This is a genomic window from Dyadobacter sp. CY312 (assembly GCF_021390535.1).
In the GTDB taxonomy this organism is placed as follows: Bacteria; Bacteroidota; Bacteroidia; order Cytophagales; family Spirosomataceae; genus Dyadobacter.
The window spans coordinates 16,584-33,738 of sequence record NZ_JAJUXG010000019.1 but is presented as its reverse complement, the minus strand read 5'-3'; the positions used below and the strand labels follow the sequence as shown (position 1 = coordinate 33,738).

The 17,155-nt window shown below is 41.4% G+C and carries 14 protein-coding genes; 10 read left to right on the top strand and 4 right to left on the bottom strand.

Annotated features, from left to right (window positions below; all coding sequences use genetic code 11):
* The first annotated feature begins 169 nt into the window (after positions 1-169).
* The 7 genes from LZG71_RS24480 to LZG71_RS24450 all read left to right on the top strand — a co-directional run bounded on the left by LZG71_RS24480 (position 170) and on the right by LZG71_RS24450 (position 5,777).
* Positions 170-556: an FdtA/QdtA family cupin domain-containing protein gene (locus LZG71_RS24480; RefSeq protein WP_233824924.1), complete on the top strand. Its 387-nt coding sequence runs from the start codon at positions 170-172 to the stop codon at positions 554-556.
* Positions 553-1,644 (top strand): DegT/DnrJ/EryC1/StrS aminotransferase family protein, encoded by a 1,092-nt coding sequence (locus LZG71_RS24475; RefSeq protein WP_233824923.1) that lies wholly within the window; start codon positions 553-555, stop codon positions 1,642-1,644. The genes LZG71_RS24480 and LZG71_RS24475 overlap by 4 nt, the downstream gene beginning before the upstream one ends.
* A 12-nt stretch (positions 1,645-1,656) precedes the next feature.
* On the top strand, positions 1,657-2,577 hold the full coding sequence (locus tag LZG71_RS24470) for a glycosyltransferase family 2 protein (RefSeq protein WP_233824922.1): 921 nt from the start codon (positions 1,657-1,659) through the stop codon (positions 2,575-2,577).
* Positions 2,574-3,335 (top strand): bifunctional 2-polyprenyl-6-hydroxyphenol methylase/3-demethylubiquinol 3-O-methyltransferase UbiG, encoded by a 762-nt coding sequence (locus tag LZG71_RS24465; RefSeq protein WP_233824921.1) that lies wholly within the window; start codon positions 2,574-2,576, stop codon positions 3,333-3,335. Before LZG71_RS24470 ends, LZG71_RS24465 begins: the two co-directional genes overlap by 4 nt.
* A 206-nt stretch (positions 3,336-3,541) precedes the next feature.
* Complete coding sequence (locus LZG71_RS24460) at positions 3,542-4,888, top strand: DUF418 domain-containing protein (protein WP_233824920.1); 1,347 nt, start codon at positions 3,542-3,544, stop codon at positions 4,886-4,888.
* A 154-nt stretch (positions 4,889-5,042) separates the two neighbouring features.
* On the top strand, positions 5,043-5,489 hold the full coding sequence (locus LZG71_RS24455) for an AraC family transcriptional regulator (protein ID WP_233824918.1): 447 nt from the start codon (positions 5,043-5,045) through the stop codon (positions 5,487-5,489).
* 120 nt (positions 5,490-5,609) lie between these two features.
* Positions 5,610-5,777 carry a hypothetical protein gene (locus tag LZG71_RS24450; protein WP_233824916.1) on the top strand — a complete coding sequence of 56 codons (168 nt, stop codon included), beginning with the start codon at positions 5,610-5,612 and terminating at the stop codon, positions 5,775-5,777.
* A 126-nt stretch (positions 5,778-5,903) separates the two neighbouring features.
* Here LZG71_RS24450 and LZG71_RS24445 read toward each other — a convergent pair whose 3' ends face one another.
* Positions 5,904-7,073, bottom strand: a complete 1,170-nt coding sequence (locus tag LZG71_RS24445) for an AIR synthase-related protein (RefSeq protein WP_233824914.1) — start codon at positions 7,071-7,073, stop codon at positions 5,904-5,906.
* 288 nt (positions 7,074-7,361) lie between these two features.
* Between LZG71_RS24445 and LZG71_RS24440 the strand changes: the two genes are divergently transcribed.
* The 3 genes from LZG71_RS24440 to LZG71_RS24430 all read left to right on the top strand — a co-directional run bounded on the left by LZG71_RS24440 (position 7,362) and on the right by LZG71_RS24430 (position 10,887).
* The gene (locus LZG71_RS24440) at positions 7,362-7,868 is read left to right on the top strand and encodes a C40 family peptidase (protein ID WP_233824912.1); all 507 of its coding nucleotides are present in this window, start codon (positions 7,362-7,364) and stop codon (positions 7,866-7,868) included.
* Between the two features lie 107 nt (positions 7,869-7,975).
* A complete protein-coding gene (gene argH, locus LZG71_RS24435) occupies positions 7,976-9,313 on the top strand; it encodes an argininosuccinate lyase (protein ID WP_233824910.1) in 1,338 nt (445 codons plus the stop codon).
* A 5-nt stretch (positions 9,314-9,318) separates the two neighbouring features.
* Positions 9,319-10,887 (top strand): VCBS repeat-containing protein, encoded by a 1,569-nt coding sequence (locus tag LZG71_RS24430; protein WP_233824908.1) that lies wholly within the window; start codon positions 9,319-9,321, stop codon positions 10,885-10,887.
* A 93-nt stretch (positions 10,888-10,980) separates the two neighbouring features.
* On the opposite strand, the gene LZG71_RS24425 is transcribed toward LZG71_RS24430, so the two are convergent.
* The 3 genes from LZG71_RS24425 to argB form a co-directional block, all read right to left on the bottom strand.
* On the bottom strand, positions 10,981-12,582 hold the full coding sequence (locus tag LZG71_RS24425) for a SusD/RagB family nutrient-binding outer membrane lipoprotein (RefSeq protein ID WP_310587786.1): 1,602 nt from the start codon (positions 12,580-12,582) through the stop codon (positions 10,981-10,983).
* A gap of 18 nt (positions 12,583-12,600) precedes the next feature.
* Complete coding sequence (locus tag LZG71_RS24420; protein WP_233824904.1) at positions 12,601-15,945, bottom strand: SusC/RagA family TonB-linked outer membrane protein; 3,345 nt, start codon at positions 15,943-15,945, stop codon at positions 12,601-12,603.
* Between the two features lie 346 nt (positions 15,946-16,291).
* On the bottom strand, positions 16,292-17,080 hold the full coding sequence (gene argB / locus LZG71_RS24415; RefSeq protein WP_233824902.1) for an acetylglutamate kinase: 789 nt from the start codon (positions 17,078-17,080) through the stop codon (positions 16,292-16,294).
* Positions 17,081-17,155 lie beyond the last annotated feature (75 nt).

Below are 17,155 nucleotides of genomic sequence, written 5' to 3'. Positions count from 1 at the left end.
TTTGGTGTATACAAATTTTACGATAAAATAATTCGGAATATTTTTTAAAGACTACAAATAAGATATTTTTGCTATAAGAATTCGAATTAATTTTCTAAACAATTGGTATTAGAAAAATATTAAATCGTCATATTTGATAAATTTTACATCCCTAACAAATTCATCCTCTATGCCACATTTAGTTGAGCTGAATACTTTTAGCTCAGACGCAGGCAACCTCACCGTTCTGGAAAACATCGTCCCTGGCGCTATTAAGCGTGTTTTTTATATTTATGGAGCAGGAGATGCGAGCCGTGGCGGTCACAGACATCACAAAACCTGGAATGCACTGATTTGCATACATGGCAGTTGCCGGGTATATTCCAATGACGGTGTAAATGAGGAGTATTTCTCACTGAATAATCCAACGCTATGCCTCATTCTTGAACCAAAAGACTGGCACATCATGGATTCGTTCTCCGAAGATGCTATTCTCCTGGTACTCTCAAATGAATGCTACGATCAGGCAGATTATATTGACGAACCATACGAACTGAACCAGCTTATTTCTCAATGATCCCGTTTCTGGATTTAAATCAGATCAATGAACCTCATCTCGAGGCCATTGAACAAGCTTCACTACGCGTATTGAGATCGGGCTGGTATATTTTGGGTAACGAACTTAAGACCTTTGAAACATCATTTGCCAATTACTGCGAAAGTGATCATTGTGTTGGTGTTGCCAACGGACTGGACGCCATCACGTTAATATTGAAGGCGTTTGATTTCCCGGTCGGGAGCGAAATTATTGTTCCTGCCAACACCTACATTGCCTCGGTTTTGCCGGTAAGTTATCTTCACCTGACCCCCGTATTGGTAGAACCTGATAATAAGACAATGCTTTTGGATCCTGAACTGATCGAAAGCAGAATCACTGATAAAACGAAGGCAATTATTACGGTAGATCTTTATGGCAGAAGCTGCGAGATGGATCAGATTATGGAAATTGCCGGTAGACACAATCTGAAAGTAATTACTGATGCTGCACAGGCGCACGGAGCCGTTTATAAAAATCGAAAAATAGGAAGCCTTGCCCACGCAACTGCATTCAGTTTTTATCCGACCAAAAACCTGGGAGCTTTGGGAGATGCCGGAGCTGTAACTACATCGGATCCCGAACTTGCCGAAAAGATCGCTTATCTGCGCAATTACGGCTCCAAGGTGCGTTACAAGAATGATTATCAGGGTGTAAACAGCCGTTTGGACGAAATACAGGCAGCTATTCTGAGCATTAAACTTCCCTTCCTTGATTCTGACAACCAGAGAAGAAAGGAGATTGCGCAACGATATCTGAATGAAATAAAAGTTAAAAACCTGCTGTTACCTCCCGGCGACAGACCCGAAGAAGATGCATGGCATATATTCGTGGTGAGGCATCCGGAAAGACAAAAGCTGGTTGATCATCTTGACAGTATGGGTATACAAACCAACGTTCACTATCCTGTTCCGGTACACAAGCAGCTGGCTTACAAGCATCTTGCGAATCTGTCGCTCCCCATTACGGAACAGATTCACAATGAGGTATTGAGCCTGCCATTACATCCAATGCTGACGGAAAATGAAGTTTCGCAGATCATAGAAGCACTCAACAACTTCGACCTCTAATAAATAATTAAAATGAAGTTATCTGTAATTATTCCCGTGTACAACAGCGAGTCAACCATACGACAGCTGGTGGAGCGACTTCAAACTGCCCTGGAAACCATTTCTTTTGAAATTGTGATGGTTAATGACAGCAGTCGCGATGCATCGGAAACAATATGTAAACAAATAGCCTCAACTTATTCCAACGTTCGTTTCATATCGCTCAGAAGAAATTACGGGGAGTTTAATGCTGTTATGTGCGGGCTTAACTGGGCCTATGGCGATTACGCTGTCATGATCGACGATGACTTCCAAAACCCTCCAGAGGAGATATTGAAGCTACTTTCCGTAGCTGAAAACGGCCGGTATGATGTTGTTTATACTCACTATGCTAAAAAGCAGCATGCCCGGCACCGAAATTTCGGCAGCAAAGTAGTGAACTGGATCACCAGCTATTTACTCAACAAACCAAAAGATCTCTATTTATCGAGCTTCAAACTAATCAAAAAGGAGGTAGTTGAGGAAATTATTAAATATCAGGGACCCTATCCTTACATTGATGGACTGATCTTCCGGATTACCAACAACATTGGCAAAGTGCAGGTATCGCACTTAAAAAGGGAAGAAGGGACATCCAATTACACCTGGCGCAAACTGATATCCCTGTTCCTTAACATCCTTTTCTGCTATTCTTCACTACCCATCAGGCTTTTTATGCCAATTGGTCTTGGTTTGTTTCTGCTGGGATCTTTACTGCTCATGTTTCTGCTTGGGCAATGGGTTATAGGCCCCGATCCCAAAGGATGGCAGGTTGTTACTGCTGCCATTATGTTTATTGGTGGCATTCAATGTATGCTTCTGAGTGTGTTGGGTGAATACATCGGAAAAAGCTTCATGGCACAGAGCGGCCAGCCTCAGTATGTTATAAAATACAATAGCACCGAGAGTATATGATAGATAACCGGCTCGAATACCAAAAAATGTATGATGTGGAGCGAACACTTTGGTGGTATCAAATACTACACAACAAAGTTTTGACGCAAATAAAAAAACATTTTGGAGGAATCAATCCGGAGCTGAAAATAATGGATGCCGCCTGCGGTACAGGCGGACTGCTTTCATTTCTTAAAGAACAGGGTTTCAAAAATTTGTCTGGATTCGATTATTCATCCCACGCAGTTGACTTTTCATTGGAACGAAATCTGGATGTGGGACCAGGAGATTTAAAACGTGTCGAAGATTTCCGTCCATCTGAAATGTATGACGTCATCTGCTGCAACGATGCACTTTATTTTCTGACGGATGATGAGATTGTACATACATTATCTGTTTTCAAAAAAAGGCTAAAACCGAATGGAATCATCATCATCAATATTCACGCATTTGAAGCATTTTCAGGTACGCATGACCTGGCTGTGGGAAGCTCACGACGATTTGTGCTCGACGATTTCATCGGCTATTCCAAACGTGCAGATTTAAAGATAGATTACCGTACCTACTGGCCATTTTTACTTTCTATACCCATCTGGGTTGTGCGTCAATTTCAGAAATATCAGATTAAAAAAGGCCTGGTAAATGTATCCGAGCTCGATTCGGATGTAAAATACCCGGGTGATTTCATAAACGGTCTGCTCCATCTTACCATGAAAACCGAAGAAACAATGCTTTCAAGTGGCCCTTTTGGCAGCTCACTGTTTCTTGTTTTGAAGTAACGCTCTTTGCACTCAAAATTGCGACACTACGTTTATTGCATATCGTTCAATTTAAGTACACTTAAATATATTTAATTGACGCAATATCCAGCAGGCAGGCAGTGATTATGCCGAATAATAAGTAAAAGGTAATAACCTGAACGGTAAAGTATTATATCATTAATTTTATCAGAACCCTCACGGTGACGATCTTAATGATATAAACTATGGAAAGCGCAAATATTATTGCCGCAAAGGAAATAAAGCTTGCACCTGTATCGCAGCTCAACCGTATAGAAACCATTGATGTGCTGCGGGGAATTGCCCTTCTTGGAATACTCTTGATGAACATCCCGGGATTCTCGATGCCCTCCCGATATTCTGAAATTTTCAGGACTGATCCTGAAAACGTTAATTTTTGGGTGAGAGCGGTTATTCTGGTTGTTTTTGAAGGAAAAATGAGAGCCTTATTCTCAATGCTTTTTGGAGCAGGAATCCTTCTGTTTACAACAAAAAAGGAAGCAGCAGGCAAGTCAACCACATTTTTATTTTATCGCAGAATGGGCTGGCTTGTACTTTTTGGCCTCGCCGATGCCCATATCTTGCTATGGGAAGGTGATATTCTGTATTCCTATGGTGTCATCGGCATGATCGCCTTCCTGTTCAGAAAAATGAAACCAATGTACCTTGCTTTCGGAGTACCACTTGTGGCGATATTAGACTTCGGTTTGAGCCATTCATTTTACAAAGACATGCGTCAGAAACGGCTAGATTACGTGAAGGTGCAAAAGGAAATTCAGGCAGGTGATAAACCAAGTGCAGCTCAACAGACCGTGTTGAGTAACTGGCGCGAAATTGAAAAAGAGTTTATTCCCAACGAACAGGATATTCGTGATAATACAAAGAAGATGAAGTCTGATTACAGTACCGTTGCAAAAAAGATACGAAAATCGTCCTGGGACTTTCAGACAAAATATCTTATGTATACCATAGCAGATCCGCTGGCGCTCATGTTACTTGGCATGGCCTTTTTAAAATGGGGCTTTTTTACAAACCAATGGTCGAAACGACAGTACAAGTTCACCATCCTGCTAGGCTACGGACTTGGCCTTCCCCTTGTACTCTATGACTTTTATTACGGCTTTGTTAACATGCCGAATCTGGCTGCATCGTTCGTCCATATGGAGCAGCACCCAATTGTATGGGTTAATATCATTTACCCGTTTCAACGCATTTTACTGGTGATGGCACATGCATCTCTGGTTATGCTTATTATACGTTCAGGAGCTATGCAGTCACTTTTAAATAAACTGGCAGCTGTGGGGCAAATGGCTTTCACTAATTACGTCATGCATACGGTGATCTGTACGCTTTTCTTTTTTGGCTACGGTCTCAATTATTACGCAACCTTAGAATACTATCAAATTTTCTATGTTGTATTTGCAATATGGATTTTACAAATTTTCTTGAGTCCGCTGTGGCTGCGCCATTTTTATTTTGGTCCGCTGGAATGGTTGTGGCGCAGCCTTACCTATTGGAAGATCCAACCAATGCGAAGAAGGAATCAAAGCTGATGTGATATGTTTACTGTATAAAAAAGCCAGATGGATTCGTTTGAATATTGGTGGATATTTACTTAATCCGGAAAAGATTTATGTTTTCAAAACAAAATTAACTAGCTTTCTACAAGTAAACAGATTTGTGTCTGGCTCCAACGAGACGTGAGAAATGAAGCATATAAACCACAAAACAATCGATTCTGCTGCGAATACATCTGAAAACACGCATTCCTCAGATGATTCTTCCTTTTCTGAGCTCACCGAGGGTAAGCAAAGCAGACTCATTGAGAAAATCAAAGTGAGTATTGCTGAAATAGTGAATGGTTCTGAAAAACCGCTGAATACTAATTTCTCAAATTACCTTAGCGCCAAACTGAGATACAACTACACCTACATGGCAAACCTGTTTTCCAAGGCGCAGGGCATGACCATTGAACGTTATATCATGCTTAGAAAAATAGAGCGGGTGAAAGAACTGCTCATTCTCGGAAAACTCAACCTGACAGAAATCTCTTACGTGCTGCATTACAGCAGTGTAGCACATTTGTCGAACCAATTCAAAAAAGTGACCGGTTTCACACCCAGTTTTTTCAAACACAAGTCTGAAAAGCGATAGTCACCTATAAAATGTGTGAATCATGTAACTCTTAATTCATTTTGCACACATGAAACCATCTGCCGATTGGCTATCTTTGACATTCTACTTATTTCGATTACATCTCTAAATACCGAAAACATGTCAATGATATCCGGCTTGATCAAAAATCTGAGAGAACTGATCGGGCAATCAAATAATCAGGAAGACTCCGAAAAGAAATCAGATAATAATACACAACAAGTATACGTTCCTGTTCGCTACAATCCGTCCAAGAACGATAAATCGAAACCAGAAGAAGTGAGATAATAATTTGATCACTTCCATCAAAAAAGCACAGACCGTAACTGCGGCTGTGCTTTTTTGATATATGATCTACCAGAAAAACGCATTTTCTGTACTGAACGCTTTAAGCGAATAGTCAATGGTTAAACATCAATAGATGTACTCTCCCGTTTCAGTCTTAATGGTCAGCTTCTTAACCGGCGACTCCTCAACCCTGCCAATGACCTGTGCATCAATCCCAAATGACTGCGATATCGCCACTACTCTATCTGCATGTTCTTTCGGAAGATATATTTCCAGACGATGCCCCATATTAAACACCTTGTACATTTCCTGCCAGCTGGTTCCGCTTTCTTCCTGTATCAGTTTGAACAATGGAGGAATTGGCAGCAAATTATCTTTAATAATATGCAGATTATCTATAAAATGTAAAATCTTGGTCTGTGCGCCTCCGCTGCAATGTACCATACCGTGAATGTGCTCACGAAGTTCATCCAACAATGCCTTTGCAACAGGCGCATACGTACGAGTCGGAGACAAAATGAGTTGTCCAACATTCACCAGTGCTCCTTCCACAGTATCTGTCAGTTTTTTGGTACCGCTGTATATAAGATCTTCACTAACCTCCGAATCAAAGCTTTCGGGATAAATGGATGCAAGATATTTACCCAGCACATCGTGGCGTGCCGAAGTAAGTCCGTTACTACCCATTCCACCGTTGTAGGCAGTTTCGTAGGTAGCCTGTCCGTAGGAAGCAAGACCTACAATCACGTCACCCGCCTGGATATTGGCATTGTCGATTACTTCTGATCTCTTCATTCTTGCAACAACCGTACTGTTGACCGTTACCGTTCTCACAAGATCACCTACATCCGCCGTTTCTCCACCGGTACTGTATATCTCAACACCATAGCTGCGCAGCATTTCCAAAACCTCCTCAGCTCCGTTGATCACCTCGGCAATTACTTCACCAGGAATGCGGTTTTTGTTCCTGTCTATCGTAGAGGAATAAAGCATTGGACCTGTGGCGCCCACACAGAGCAGGTCGTCTGTATTCATCACAATGGCATCCTGGGCAATACCTTTCCAAACAGAAATATCACCTGTTTCTTTCCAATACAGATAAGCCAGGGAGGTTTTTGTTCCTGCACCATCGGCATGCATGATTGTGCAATATTCGGGATCTCCGCCAAGGGTATCAGGTACAATTTTGCAAAAAGCCTTTGGATATAAGCCTTTGTCAATGTTTTCAATTGCCTTGTGCACATCTTCTTTGGATGCTGATACGCCGCGTTGCAGATAACGGTTGGTGGTTTTCATTCAGGAACGTTTTAGAATTTACTCCATTTGGAGCCACAAAAGTAGGAAAAAAGAAGGGTCGGATGAAGGAAATATGTCTTTCAGGGCGGTCATTAAACCTTTACTTTCACAGAAAGCACCGTGTTTACTAGGTTTCAACGATTTAACAAAAACACTATAAAAAGATATGAAATTAAAAGAAAACAAATCAAAAAATGATGGCTAGCTTTACAAATCATAGATAAAATTACAAAAGGCAAAATATTCTCTTGTGCAGATATTTTGTATTCTGAACCAAACTGAATCCTGATGCAATTTTCGATTGGACGCTTAATTTTCTTTTTTACCATACTTTTAGTTTTCACTGCGGGGAACCCGTCAATCGCTCAAACCAATAAAAAAGCCGTAGCAGCTGCCGACACGCTTAACCCCATCGAATCCCTCGTTTCTTTCGCTACAAAACACCTTCACATACCTTATCGCTCCGGCGGATCATCTAAAAAAGGATTTGACTGTTCCGGTTTCGTGAGATACTGTTTCAATAAGTGGGATATTACATTACCACATTCCAGTGCCGCACAGGCAAAAAAAGGGCAACTTATTGAGCGCAAACAGGCAAAGCCCGGAGATCTTATCTTTTTTAAAGGCAACAGCACAAAAAGTGAGCACGTGGGTCATGTGGGTATTATCACAGAGGTGACGCCATCTTATGTTAAATTCATCCATTCAGCCTGGAATGGAGGTATCCGCTATGATCTGCTGGATGCCGATTATTACCAGAAACGATTTGTGGCCATTCGTCGCCTGATCGATTAAAACCAGAACTTCTTCCTATCCATAGCCGGAATTTCGGTCCATAGCGTGTAAATTTGCAAAGGAATAAATGAGAGATTTATCTCAATCACCTTTTCAACTTCTGCATTTTGAAACTCTGGCAAAAAGAAAATACGGTTACTTCTGAGAAAATAGAACGGTTTACAGTTGGTAAGGATCGCGAAATGGATCTGAATCTGGCGGAATTTGATGTGCTGGGCAATCTTGCGCATGCCACCATGCTGGAAACAATCGGACTACTTACCTCAGATGAACTTACTGCACTTCGCGTTGAACTTAAAAATATCTACACCCAGATAGAGAATGGTGATTTTGTGATTGAAGATGGCGTAGAAGACGTTCACTCACAAGTGGAGCTGATGCTGACAAAAAAATTGGGCGACACAGGTAAAAAGATCCATAGCGGCCGCTCCCGTAACGACCAGGTTTTGGTAGACATGAAGCTCTACACCCGTGACCGTTTGTTTAAAGTTGTACAGGCTACGGAAAAGCTCTTCTCCGTACTGACAAACAAATCGGAAGAACATAAAAACGACCTTTTACCGGGTTACACGCATTTGCAAATTGCGATGCCGTCGTCATTCGGACTTTGGTTTGGCGCTTATGCCGAAGGATTAATTGATGACGTAATACAGCTCAATGCTGCTTACAGACTGGCAAACCGGAATCCACTGGGGTCAGGAGCCGGATATGGTTCTTCTTTCCCTTTGAATCGTACACTCACAACAGAATTACTGGGATTTGAAGGCATGCACCATAACGTGGTGTATGCTCAAATGAGCCGCGGAAGAACAGAGCAGGCTGCCCTTACAGCAATATCATCTCTGGCCGCAACCGTTTCCAGACTGGCCATGGACGTATGCCTCTACAACAGCCAGAATTTCAGTTTCATCGTTTTGCCGGATGACCTCACAACCGGAAGCAGCATCATGCCGCACAAAAAGAATCCGGACGTGGCTGAGCTATTAAGAGCTAAAACCAATAGGATGAAAGCGCTGCCAATGGAAATTACCATGGTATTGAGCAATCTACCCTCCGGTTACCACCGCGATATGCAGCTATTGAAAGAGATTTTGATGCCTGCTTTTGACGAAATCCTGGATTGCCTCGACATTGCTGCTTTTATGCTGGAAAACATGAAGGTAAAACAGAACCTGCTCGACGACGCTAAATACGACCTGCTTTTCAGTGTAGAAAGGGTAAATGAGCTGGTGATCAACGGTGTACCTTTCCGGGACGCATACCGCCAGGTAGGTACCGAAATAGGCGACGGAACATACATTGCCCCACGCGAACTCAAGCACTCACACGAAGGAAGTATCGGAAATCTTCAGACGAAAGAGATTAAGGAGAGGATGGAGCGGGAGATTGCGGGGTTTGGGTTTGAGGAGGTGAAAGAAGCACTCGCTAGCTTGATTAGTAAGTAGCTGATATGTTGATAGTCAAAAAAGGCCTGATTGTTTCTCTTTCGGTTTGGATAACCAGCCTATCCATAAATACTACGGCAACCGAGCCACGTACGAAGCTCCTAGCTAACATAAACCCGATCCTGCTAGATTCAGCTACTTCCGGCAAGCAACTGGCTATTGAATACTGTCAGCGATGTCATCTTTTTCCTGAACCCGTTCTCCTGGACAAAAAAACCTGGATCTCAAGTGTATTGCCCAATATGGGACAACGGTTAGGTCTAAAGTTTCAGGGGTTGGATCCGCTTGAGGATCTATTACCCGAAGAAGAAAAGTTGATTCGTGAGCTTAACATCTACCCTGAAACCGCCGCAATATCTAAGGAAGATTGGGAGAAAATTGTAAAATACTACGAGCAGGAAGCGCCGGAAGAGCCACTTCCCCAGAAAAAAACGGCCGAAATTGCTGATCACCTTCCGTTGTTCAAAGTCCAAGAAATTTCTATTGGAGATAAGCCCTTCCCACAAACAACGCTCTTAAAATTTAACAAAGCGTCTTCGTCGCTTTACGTTGGAGATGCTCAAAATTCGCTTTATGTCCTAGACAGCTCTTTTCAATTAAAAGACACCTGGTGGATCGATACACCTCCTACCGATATTGATTTTCCAAAAAACGCCATGCCCCGATTACTTACCATTGGTATTTTCAAGCCTTCGGAACAAAAATTGGGAAGACTTATGTCGTTGAATAAAATATCAAACCCGACATCAGATGTTAACATTCAAACATTACCCAGACCTGTTCAATTCGCATCTGGCGATATCAATACGGATGGCAAAGAGGATGTTGTTATCTCAGGATTTGGAAATCATTCGGGTAAGTTGCTCTGGTTGGACAATTTTCAACCAGAAAAAGAACATGTTTTGAAGGCTTTGCCTGGTGCCCGTAAAGTAGAGATTACTGATTTTAACAAAGACAAAAAACCCGACATTATAGCATTAACAGCACAGGCGAGAGAGGAAGTTTCCATTTTTTACAATTTGGGAAACGGCAAGTTTAGAGAAAAGATTTTGCTACAATTCCCTCCTTCCTACGGCATGAGCTACTTTGAAATCGTCGACTTTAACAAAGATGGTTTTCAGGATATTCTGGTTACGAATGGCGATAACTGGGATCTTTCTCCTATTCAGAAGAATTATCACGGAGTAAGGCTTTACCTCAACGACAAAAAAGACAATTTTAAAGAAGTTTTCTTTTACCCATTACATGGAGCTAGCAAGGCCGTTGCAAGGGATTTCGATAACGACGGCGATATCGATATCGCTGCTGCGTCTTTCTATTCCGATCTTAAAAATCCAGCCCATGGATTTATCTATCTTCAAAATGAAGGTCAACAGGACTTTAAACCATTTTCCACACCAGAAGCAGCCTCCGGCAAATGGTTGACTATGGAAGCAGCAGATATTGATCAGGACGGCGATTTAGACATCGTCCTAGGCTCTTATTTCCACACGCTGAATGAAATGACCCAACTTGTTTTTAAGGGAGTGTTATCCTTTCCGCAACTTCTGGTTTTGAAAAACCAAACCAAATAAACTGTTCAGCCTTACGCCCTACCGATTACCAATAAAAAGGCCGACAAACTTGCCGGCCCATTTATACATTAACTAAATCAATTATTTTTACTCTTATTTTACATCCCAGAACAACTTGGTTGTAAGATTGTCTTTGGCTCTCACCGCCTCATAATTTGTTGGGTTGTAGGTAATTTCGTGGCTTGGAATCGTCCATCTGAAAGGAGGTAGAGTCTGGTTATTAGCGTTGTCAACCTGAAACTCCAGAGTCGGAAGATCTAATTTTCTAACATCCGCCCAGTTTTCGTAAGCCTGAACGATGTTGTAGTGTAACCATTTTTGTGTTGCGACCAAAGCTAGCTTTTGTGCACTTGTGGTAGCAGATGCCCAGTTGACGCCACTACCGGCGATATAGGCCGCAATTGAAGCATCTGTTGCCTGTGTAGGTATTGTTGCATCTGTAATACCTGTTGCATTTGTAATTGCCAAAATTCCATTATAGAATTTCACCGACTGTGTAATTGCAGTTTCATATGCCGTTTTAGCTGCTGCATCATTTCCGGTTCTCAGGTAATATTCCGCCTTGATCAGGTTCACCTGAGCAGCATTGATGATCACACCTGGGAAGAATTGATTGTGGCTCAATGTATAGCGATTGTATATCGCTACTTTACCATCCTGATACATTGCAGTTTGGGAAGCCGAAACCGCTGTTGGATCAATACCCATATAAACACCACCAGCTTTCTGTCCCGGTTCAAAAATAATTTTCAAACGAGGATCGGCATTTGTATTCATGTGATCAATCATCTTTTTACCAGCAGTGTTTCCAAACCAGTCACCACCAGAAGCAATCCCGTCTTTAAATCCCTTTGAATTAATATCGGTATTGACATCGTAAACATTTATTTGAATATTTTGATCATTACTTTCCACTATAGGATAAGTCGCAGCATTTCCTAAAATTTCAGTGATCTCAGTATTTGATCTTGATTTGAAGCTTTCCGCATCAGAAACACGATTTAGCATTCTTAAACGCAAAGAATTACAATAGCGCTTCCATGCAGTAAGGTCTCCTTTGTTGACGTAATCCTGAGTTTGGAAAGGCTTTTGATATACTGATTTTATTGTAATACTGTTTAGCTCTTGCGCAATACCTTTCAAATCGTCCAGCATAAGCGTATAAATTTCTTCGGCAGAATCAAACTTAGCATTTGAATTGGCATAATCTTCATTTTTCTTGGTTAGCAAACCTGCCTCAGTAAAAGGGATTGCTCCATGAAGGTCAACAATTCTTTGAGTATAGTCGTACAAATAAATCCTTGCTGTCAGCATGAATATCTTTTTGTCAGCTTGCTCCTCAGCAGATTTCGCGACGTAAACCTTTTCTAATTCGCGGTATTGGGCAAGTGTATTGTAGTAGTTAAACCAAAGCTCCTGCGCACCAGCGGAACCTGGAATATACTGCCCCGAAGCGTTTGGCCAGCCGACTGCCTGATTGTAACGGTTAAGGGATGTTCTTAACGTTACGAAATAGTTTCCATACCCGGGAAGAATGTACTCCCTGTTGGTATACATCATACCCGTGTATTCTTTTTCAATTGTCGTTTCCGCAATTTTTGAAGGATCCGGATATCTTTCCGTGAACTCCGATTCTTTACAGGACACTGCAACCAGCATAAACCCTGCTACTATGAAAGATGATATATTTTTCATTGTCATGATATTTTAAAATTAGAAACTTGCTCTTAACATAGCACCGAATGTACGGAACGACGGATTACTACCAGCGTTGGTGATATTCTCATACCATCTTGAACTGATGCTGGTTTGTTCTGCGTCCATATCTTTAATTGTTCTGTAGATAAAGAACAGGTTACGTCCGAAAACAGAGACTGACAAGTTTTGAGCTCCTATTTTACGTGCTATACCAGATGGCAATCTGTAAGCAAAAGAAAGCTCACGCAATTTGATGAAGGTATTCTCCTTAATGTAAAGCTCGTAACGTGAGCTTCCGTACTGCGGACCACCCCAGTTATAAGTACTGTTGTAGTAAGTAGCCTGAGATATCACGTTCGTATTTGGACTTGTAGTTGTCACCCCATCCTTCGTTGTAGCTACTACACCTTTCATAAGCATACCGTCATTGTACACAGTCTGACCAGCCGGCCCGACAGATTCTGATGTTTGTACACCTTTTCCGTTGGCATCTACGTAGTAAGAAAGACCACCATGTTCTTTGTCCATTGCAGTTAAACTTTCTTCTGTCAACCCTCTTGAAGTCATCCAGTTAATTCCTGTTGGCATGAGGTGACCTCCATAACGAAAATCAACTACAACATCAAGAGAAAAATTTTTGTAGCTCAAATTATTCAGCAAACCACCCGTTAATTTAGGCATTGCATTACCTACCTTTTTCCAGTTAACGCCGTCCAGCTGATAAAGACCATTAGGCCCTACTACATCTTCACCATTTGCATTTTTAAGAATTCCATGTGCAAAAATATCACCCATTGGCTGGCCTACAATTGATCTTACCTGAGCTGCATTTCCATCATAGTCAGCATGAAGCAATTCTTTCGAATTGTTAGCAAGCTTCTCAACTTTGTTTATGTTTCTTGCAAGATTCAGATTCAAATCCCAGTTGAAGTCATTGATGGTTGTTCCTTTGATAGGGCTAACGTTAAACGCTACTTCCACACCCTGGTTTCTTAATGTACCAATATTTGCAAGAATTGTTCTTGCTCCCGTAGTCGCAGCAATGTTCAAAGGCAAAATCTGATCTACGATCTGTGCATTGTAATAAGCGATATCAAAACCGATGCGGTTATTAAACAATTTGGTTTCCAAGCCGAATTCAAATTCTCTCTTTTGTTCTGGACGAATTTTGTCATTTCCCCGCTCAGCAGTCATTGTTGTATACAATACAGAGCCGCCCCCCTTTTCCTGTAAGCTCAAATTACCCTGATTAAATGCAACGTTTGCCCTATATATCTCCGGATAATTACCCACGATACCGAACGAACCTCTCAACTTACCGTAGCTAAAAAATGATGGCAGAGAAAAAGCATCGGTGAACACAAAGCTTGCGTTAACAGATGGATAAACAAAAGCATTGTTTCCCTTAGCCAACTGCGAAGTACGGTCCCGACGAATCGTTCCTTCAATAAAGAACAGGTTCCTGTAATCAAAATTAACAGTCCCCATGTATGCATCTCTAAGAGATCTTTCTCTTTTTTGCTCTCCATTAGCAGTGTTAACAGTAGCAGAAATGTCAAAGAAGTTTTCAGTACTCAACCCGCCATTAGTAGATCTTGACAAAAACGTGTTCAACATTTTATTGGCAGTGTATCCCCCCGTCGCAGAAACTGTTGCCTCCGAAGAAAGCTTTTTTGTGTAAGTAAGAAGAACGTCTCCGTACACATTGCTGAACAGGTTGTTTTTCATATTGAATTCTCCTGAATAACCAAATGCCAAAGGTACAGTGCTATATCCACGGTTTTCCAATCTTTCGTCGGTATAATCCGTTGCAATACGACCTCTTAACTTCAAATCCTCAATTATTTGCCAGTGCTGAGTCACACTAGCAATAACCCGGTTGGTATATTCATAAGCCTGATTTTTTCTCGTATTCCACACATATTCAGCAATATCACCTTTAAATCCGTTGTAACGAATATTTTCGTTAGGTGTTAAACTCTGTGTTCCAGCTCCGTTAACAAATCTATAACCCAGGCTGGTTTGATATCTGTCGTTGTACCAGTCAGCTGATTCAAAACGGTTCATCATTCCGGTAAAGTTGTTGATCATACGATCCACTTTAAAGGGTCTGTTGTAGGTATACTGGTTAATATAGTTTACCATCAAATCCGTTTTTAGCTTTTTATTCAGATTGAAGCTGGCATTCAGGTTAGCAATATTCTTGTTGTTTTTTGCACCATAACTGATCATCCCATTGTCCTGGCGAGTAAAAGAGAAACGCAGGTTAGAATTTTCAGTAGCTTTCGAGATAGAAAGGTTGATATTTGAGCTGCTCGCATTTTCAAACAAATCAGCGTAGCTGTTATTTGATGCCGAATATGGTCTTATTTTGCCATCCCATGCCATTACTGGTTGTCCGTCAAATTTAGGACCGAAGTTTACCGTTGCGTCCAAAAGCCCTCTTGTCTCATTTTTACCGTCACCATCTGTGTCGTAATATATAAAACCAGCTGCATCCTGACCACCATTGTTGTAGTTTAATGGATAGCCCGGCCCTCTTACATTTTGATATCTTGGCAGATAAGCGATTTTATCCACATTATAACTTGCGCTGAAATCAACACCAATTCCTTTTTTGCCTTTTCCTGTTTTGGTAGTTACAAGCAAAACCCCATTAACAGCCTCAGAACCATAAAGAGCAGCAGCAGAAGCACCTTTAAGAACAGAAATATTTTCAATATCAGCTGGGTTCAAATCCAACAATCCGTTTCCACGAATACGTTGATCGTTCCAGTAATCCCCGTTTCTTGACTCCCCATTACGGATTGGAATACCATCAAGAACAATGAGTGGCTGAGTATTACCTGTAATTGAACTGAAGCCACGAATGTTAATACTCACACCACTGGTAGCTCCACCTGGTGTAGCATTAATGGTTACACCAGGAGCTTTTCCGTAAAGTGCTGTTGCGAAGTTAGGCGATGCCGTTTTTACCAGCGATTCGTTATTAATTGTTGAAGTAGCATAACCCAAAGCACGCGATTCCTTTGCAATACCAAGAGCGGTCACCACAACTTCGTCCAATTGAGAAGCATCTTCTAACAGAGAAACCTCAATAACCGAATTGGCCCCAAGGAGTACTTCTTGTGACTTGAAACCAATGTAAGAAAACACAAGAGTTTTGCCTGATTCAGCAGAAATACTAAAAGATCCTTCACTATCAGTTGAAGTTCCGTTAGTTGTTCCTTTAACCAGGACAGACACTCCCGGCAACAGAGAGCCATCTGCCCCGGCCTTCACTTTCCCAGTGATGGTTTGTGCCAACACAGGGGAGCTTACCATCACAAAGACAATAAGTCTGAGTAAAAAATTTCGCATAGAATTTATTGAGGTTATAGTGAATATTAAACTTTTACATCACAAAAAACTGCATTATAATGATGAAAAGAGAATTATGGCACCAAATTAATAAATTATTTTAATAACTAAGATTAAGTTAGTTAATTTTCTTTTCATTATACTTCAAAATACAGCTTCCGATACCTATTAAACCAAAATTATCTATGGCAAATCAGCGCGTCTGCGGAAAATAATTTTAAGCATCAGCAAATAAGAAGTACAAACAAGTAACTGTAAAATAAATCAATTTTTTATTTAAATAGTATAATTTAAAACTCTCAGTTACTATTGAATGAGCTAAAACGGTTTAGTAAAATTATATTCCCTATGCAGAAAAAAGCATCGTCCCCGCCGAGCCGGCTACAGCCTGCCTGAGTTCACCCGCATGACAGATGATTACTTGTGATACCCCTTGCTGAAGGGCGGCAAATGCATTGTCGAGCTTTGGTATCATTCCTTTATTAATGGCACCGGTAGCTTTGTAAGAAGCGTAGGAATCAGGTGTAAGTGAAGCTATTACGGAATCATCATCGTCAGGATCGGAGAGCACTCCTCTTTTTTCAAAACAGTATATTAGTTTCACATCTGCCTGTTTGACCATGGCCACTGCTGTTGCCGAGGCCATTGTGTCTGCATTGGTGTTCAAGAGTAACCCCTCAGAGCTATACGTAAGCGGTGCAATCACTGGAACAAGACTGCTATTTAACAAGGCTTGTATCTGTTCTGCATTTACTGATTCGATATCACCAACAAATCCATAATCGATCGTTTTGACCGGGCGTTTTACCGAACGTATGATACCACCGTCGGCTCCAGTGAGACCGATCGCATTACAATTTGATGCCTGAAGTTGCGCAACGAGATTTTTATTAACCAACCCTCCATATACCATGGTCACAACATCCAGCATTGCCTGGTCCGTGATACGGCGACCTTCCACCATCTGAGTCTCGATTTGCAGCCGGGAAGCCATCTGAGTCGCTACTTTACCGCCACCATGTACCAGTATACGTAACGATGACAATTGGGAAAATTCTTTTAAAAACCGGGAACAGGCCTCCGGATTGTCAATTACATTTCCACCAATTTTAATAACGTATAAGGACTGAGACATAGAATCTGATATTTTTGTGCAAGCAATTTAGAGCGCCAAAGTTAAGTGTTCACTTTTGAACCTTCTTTGCCGCAA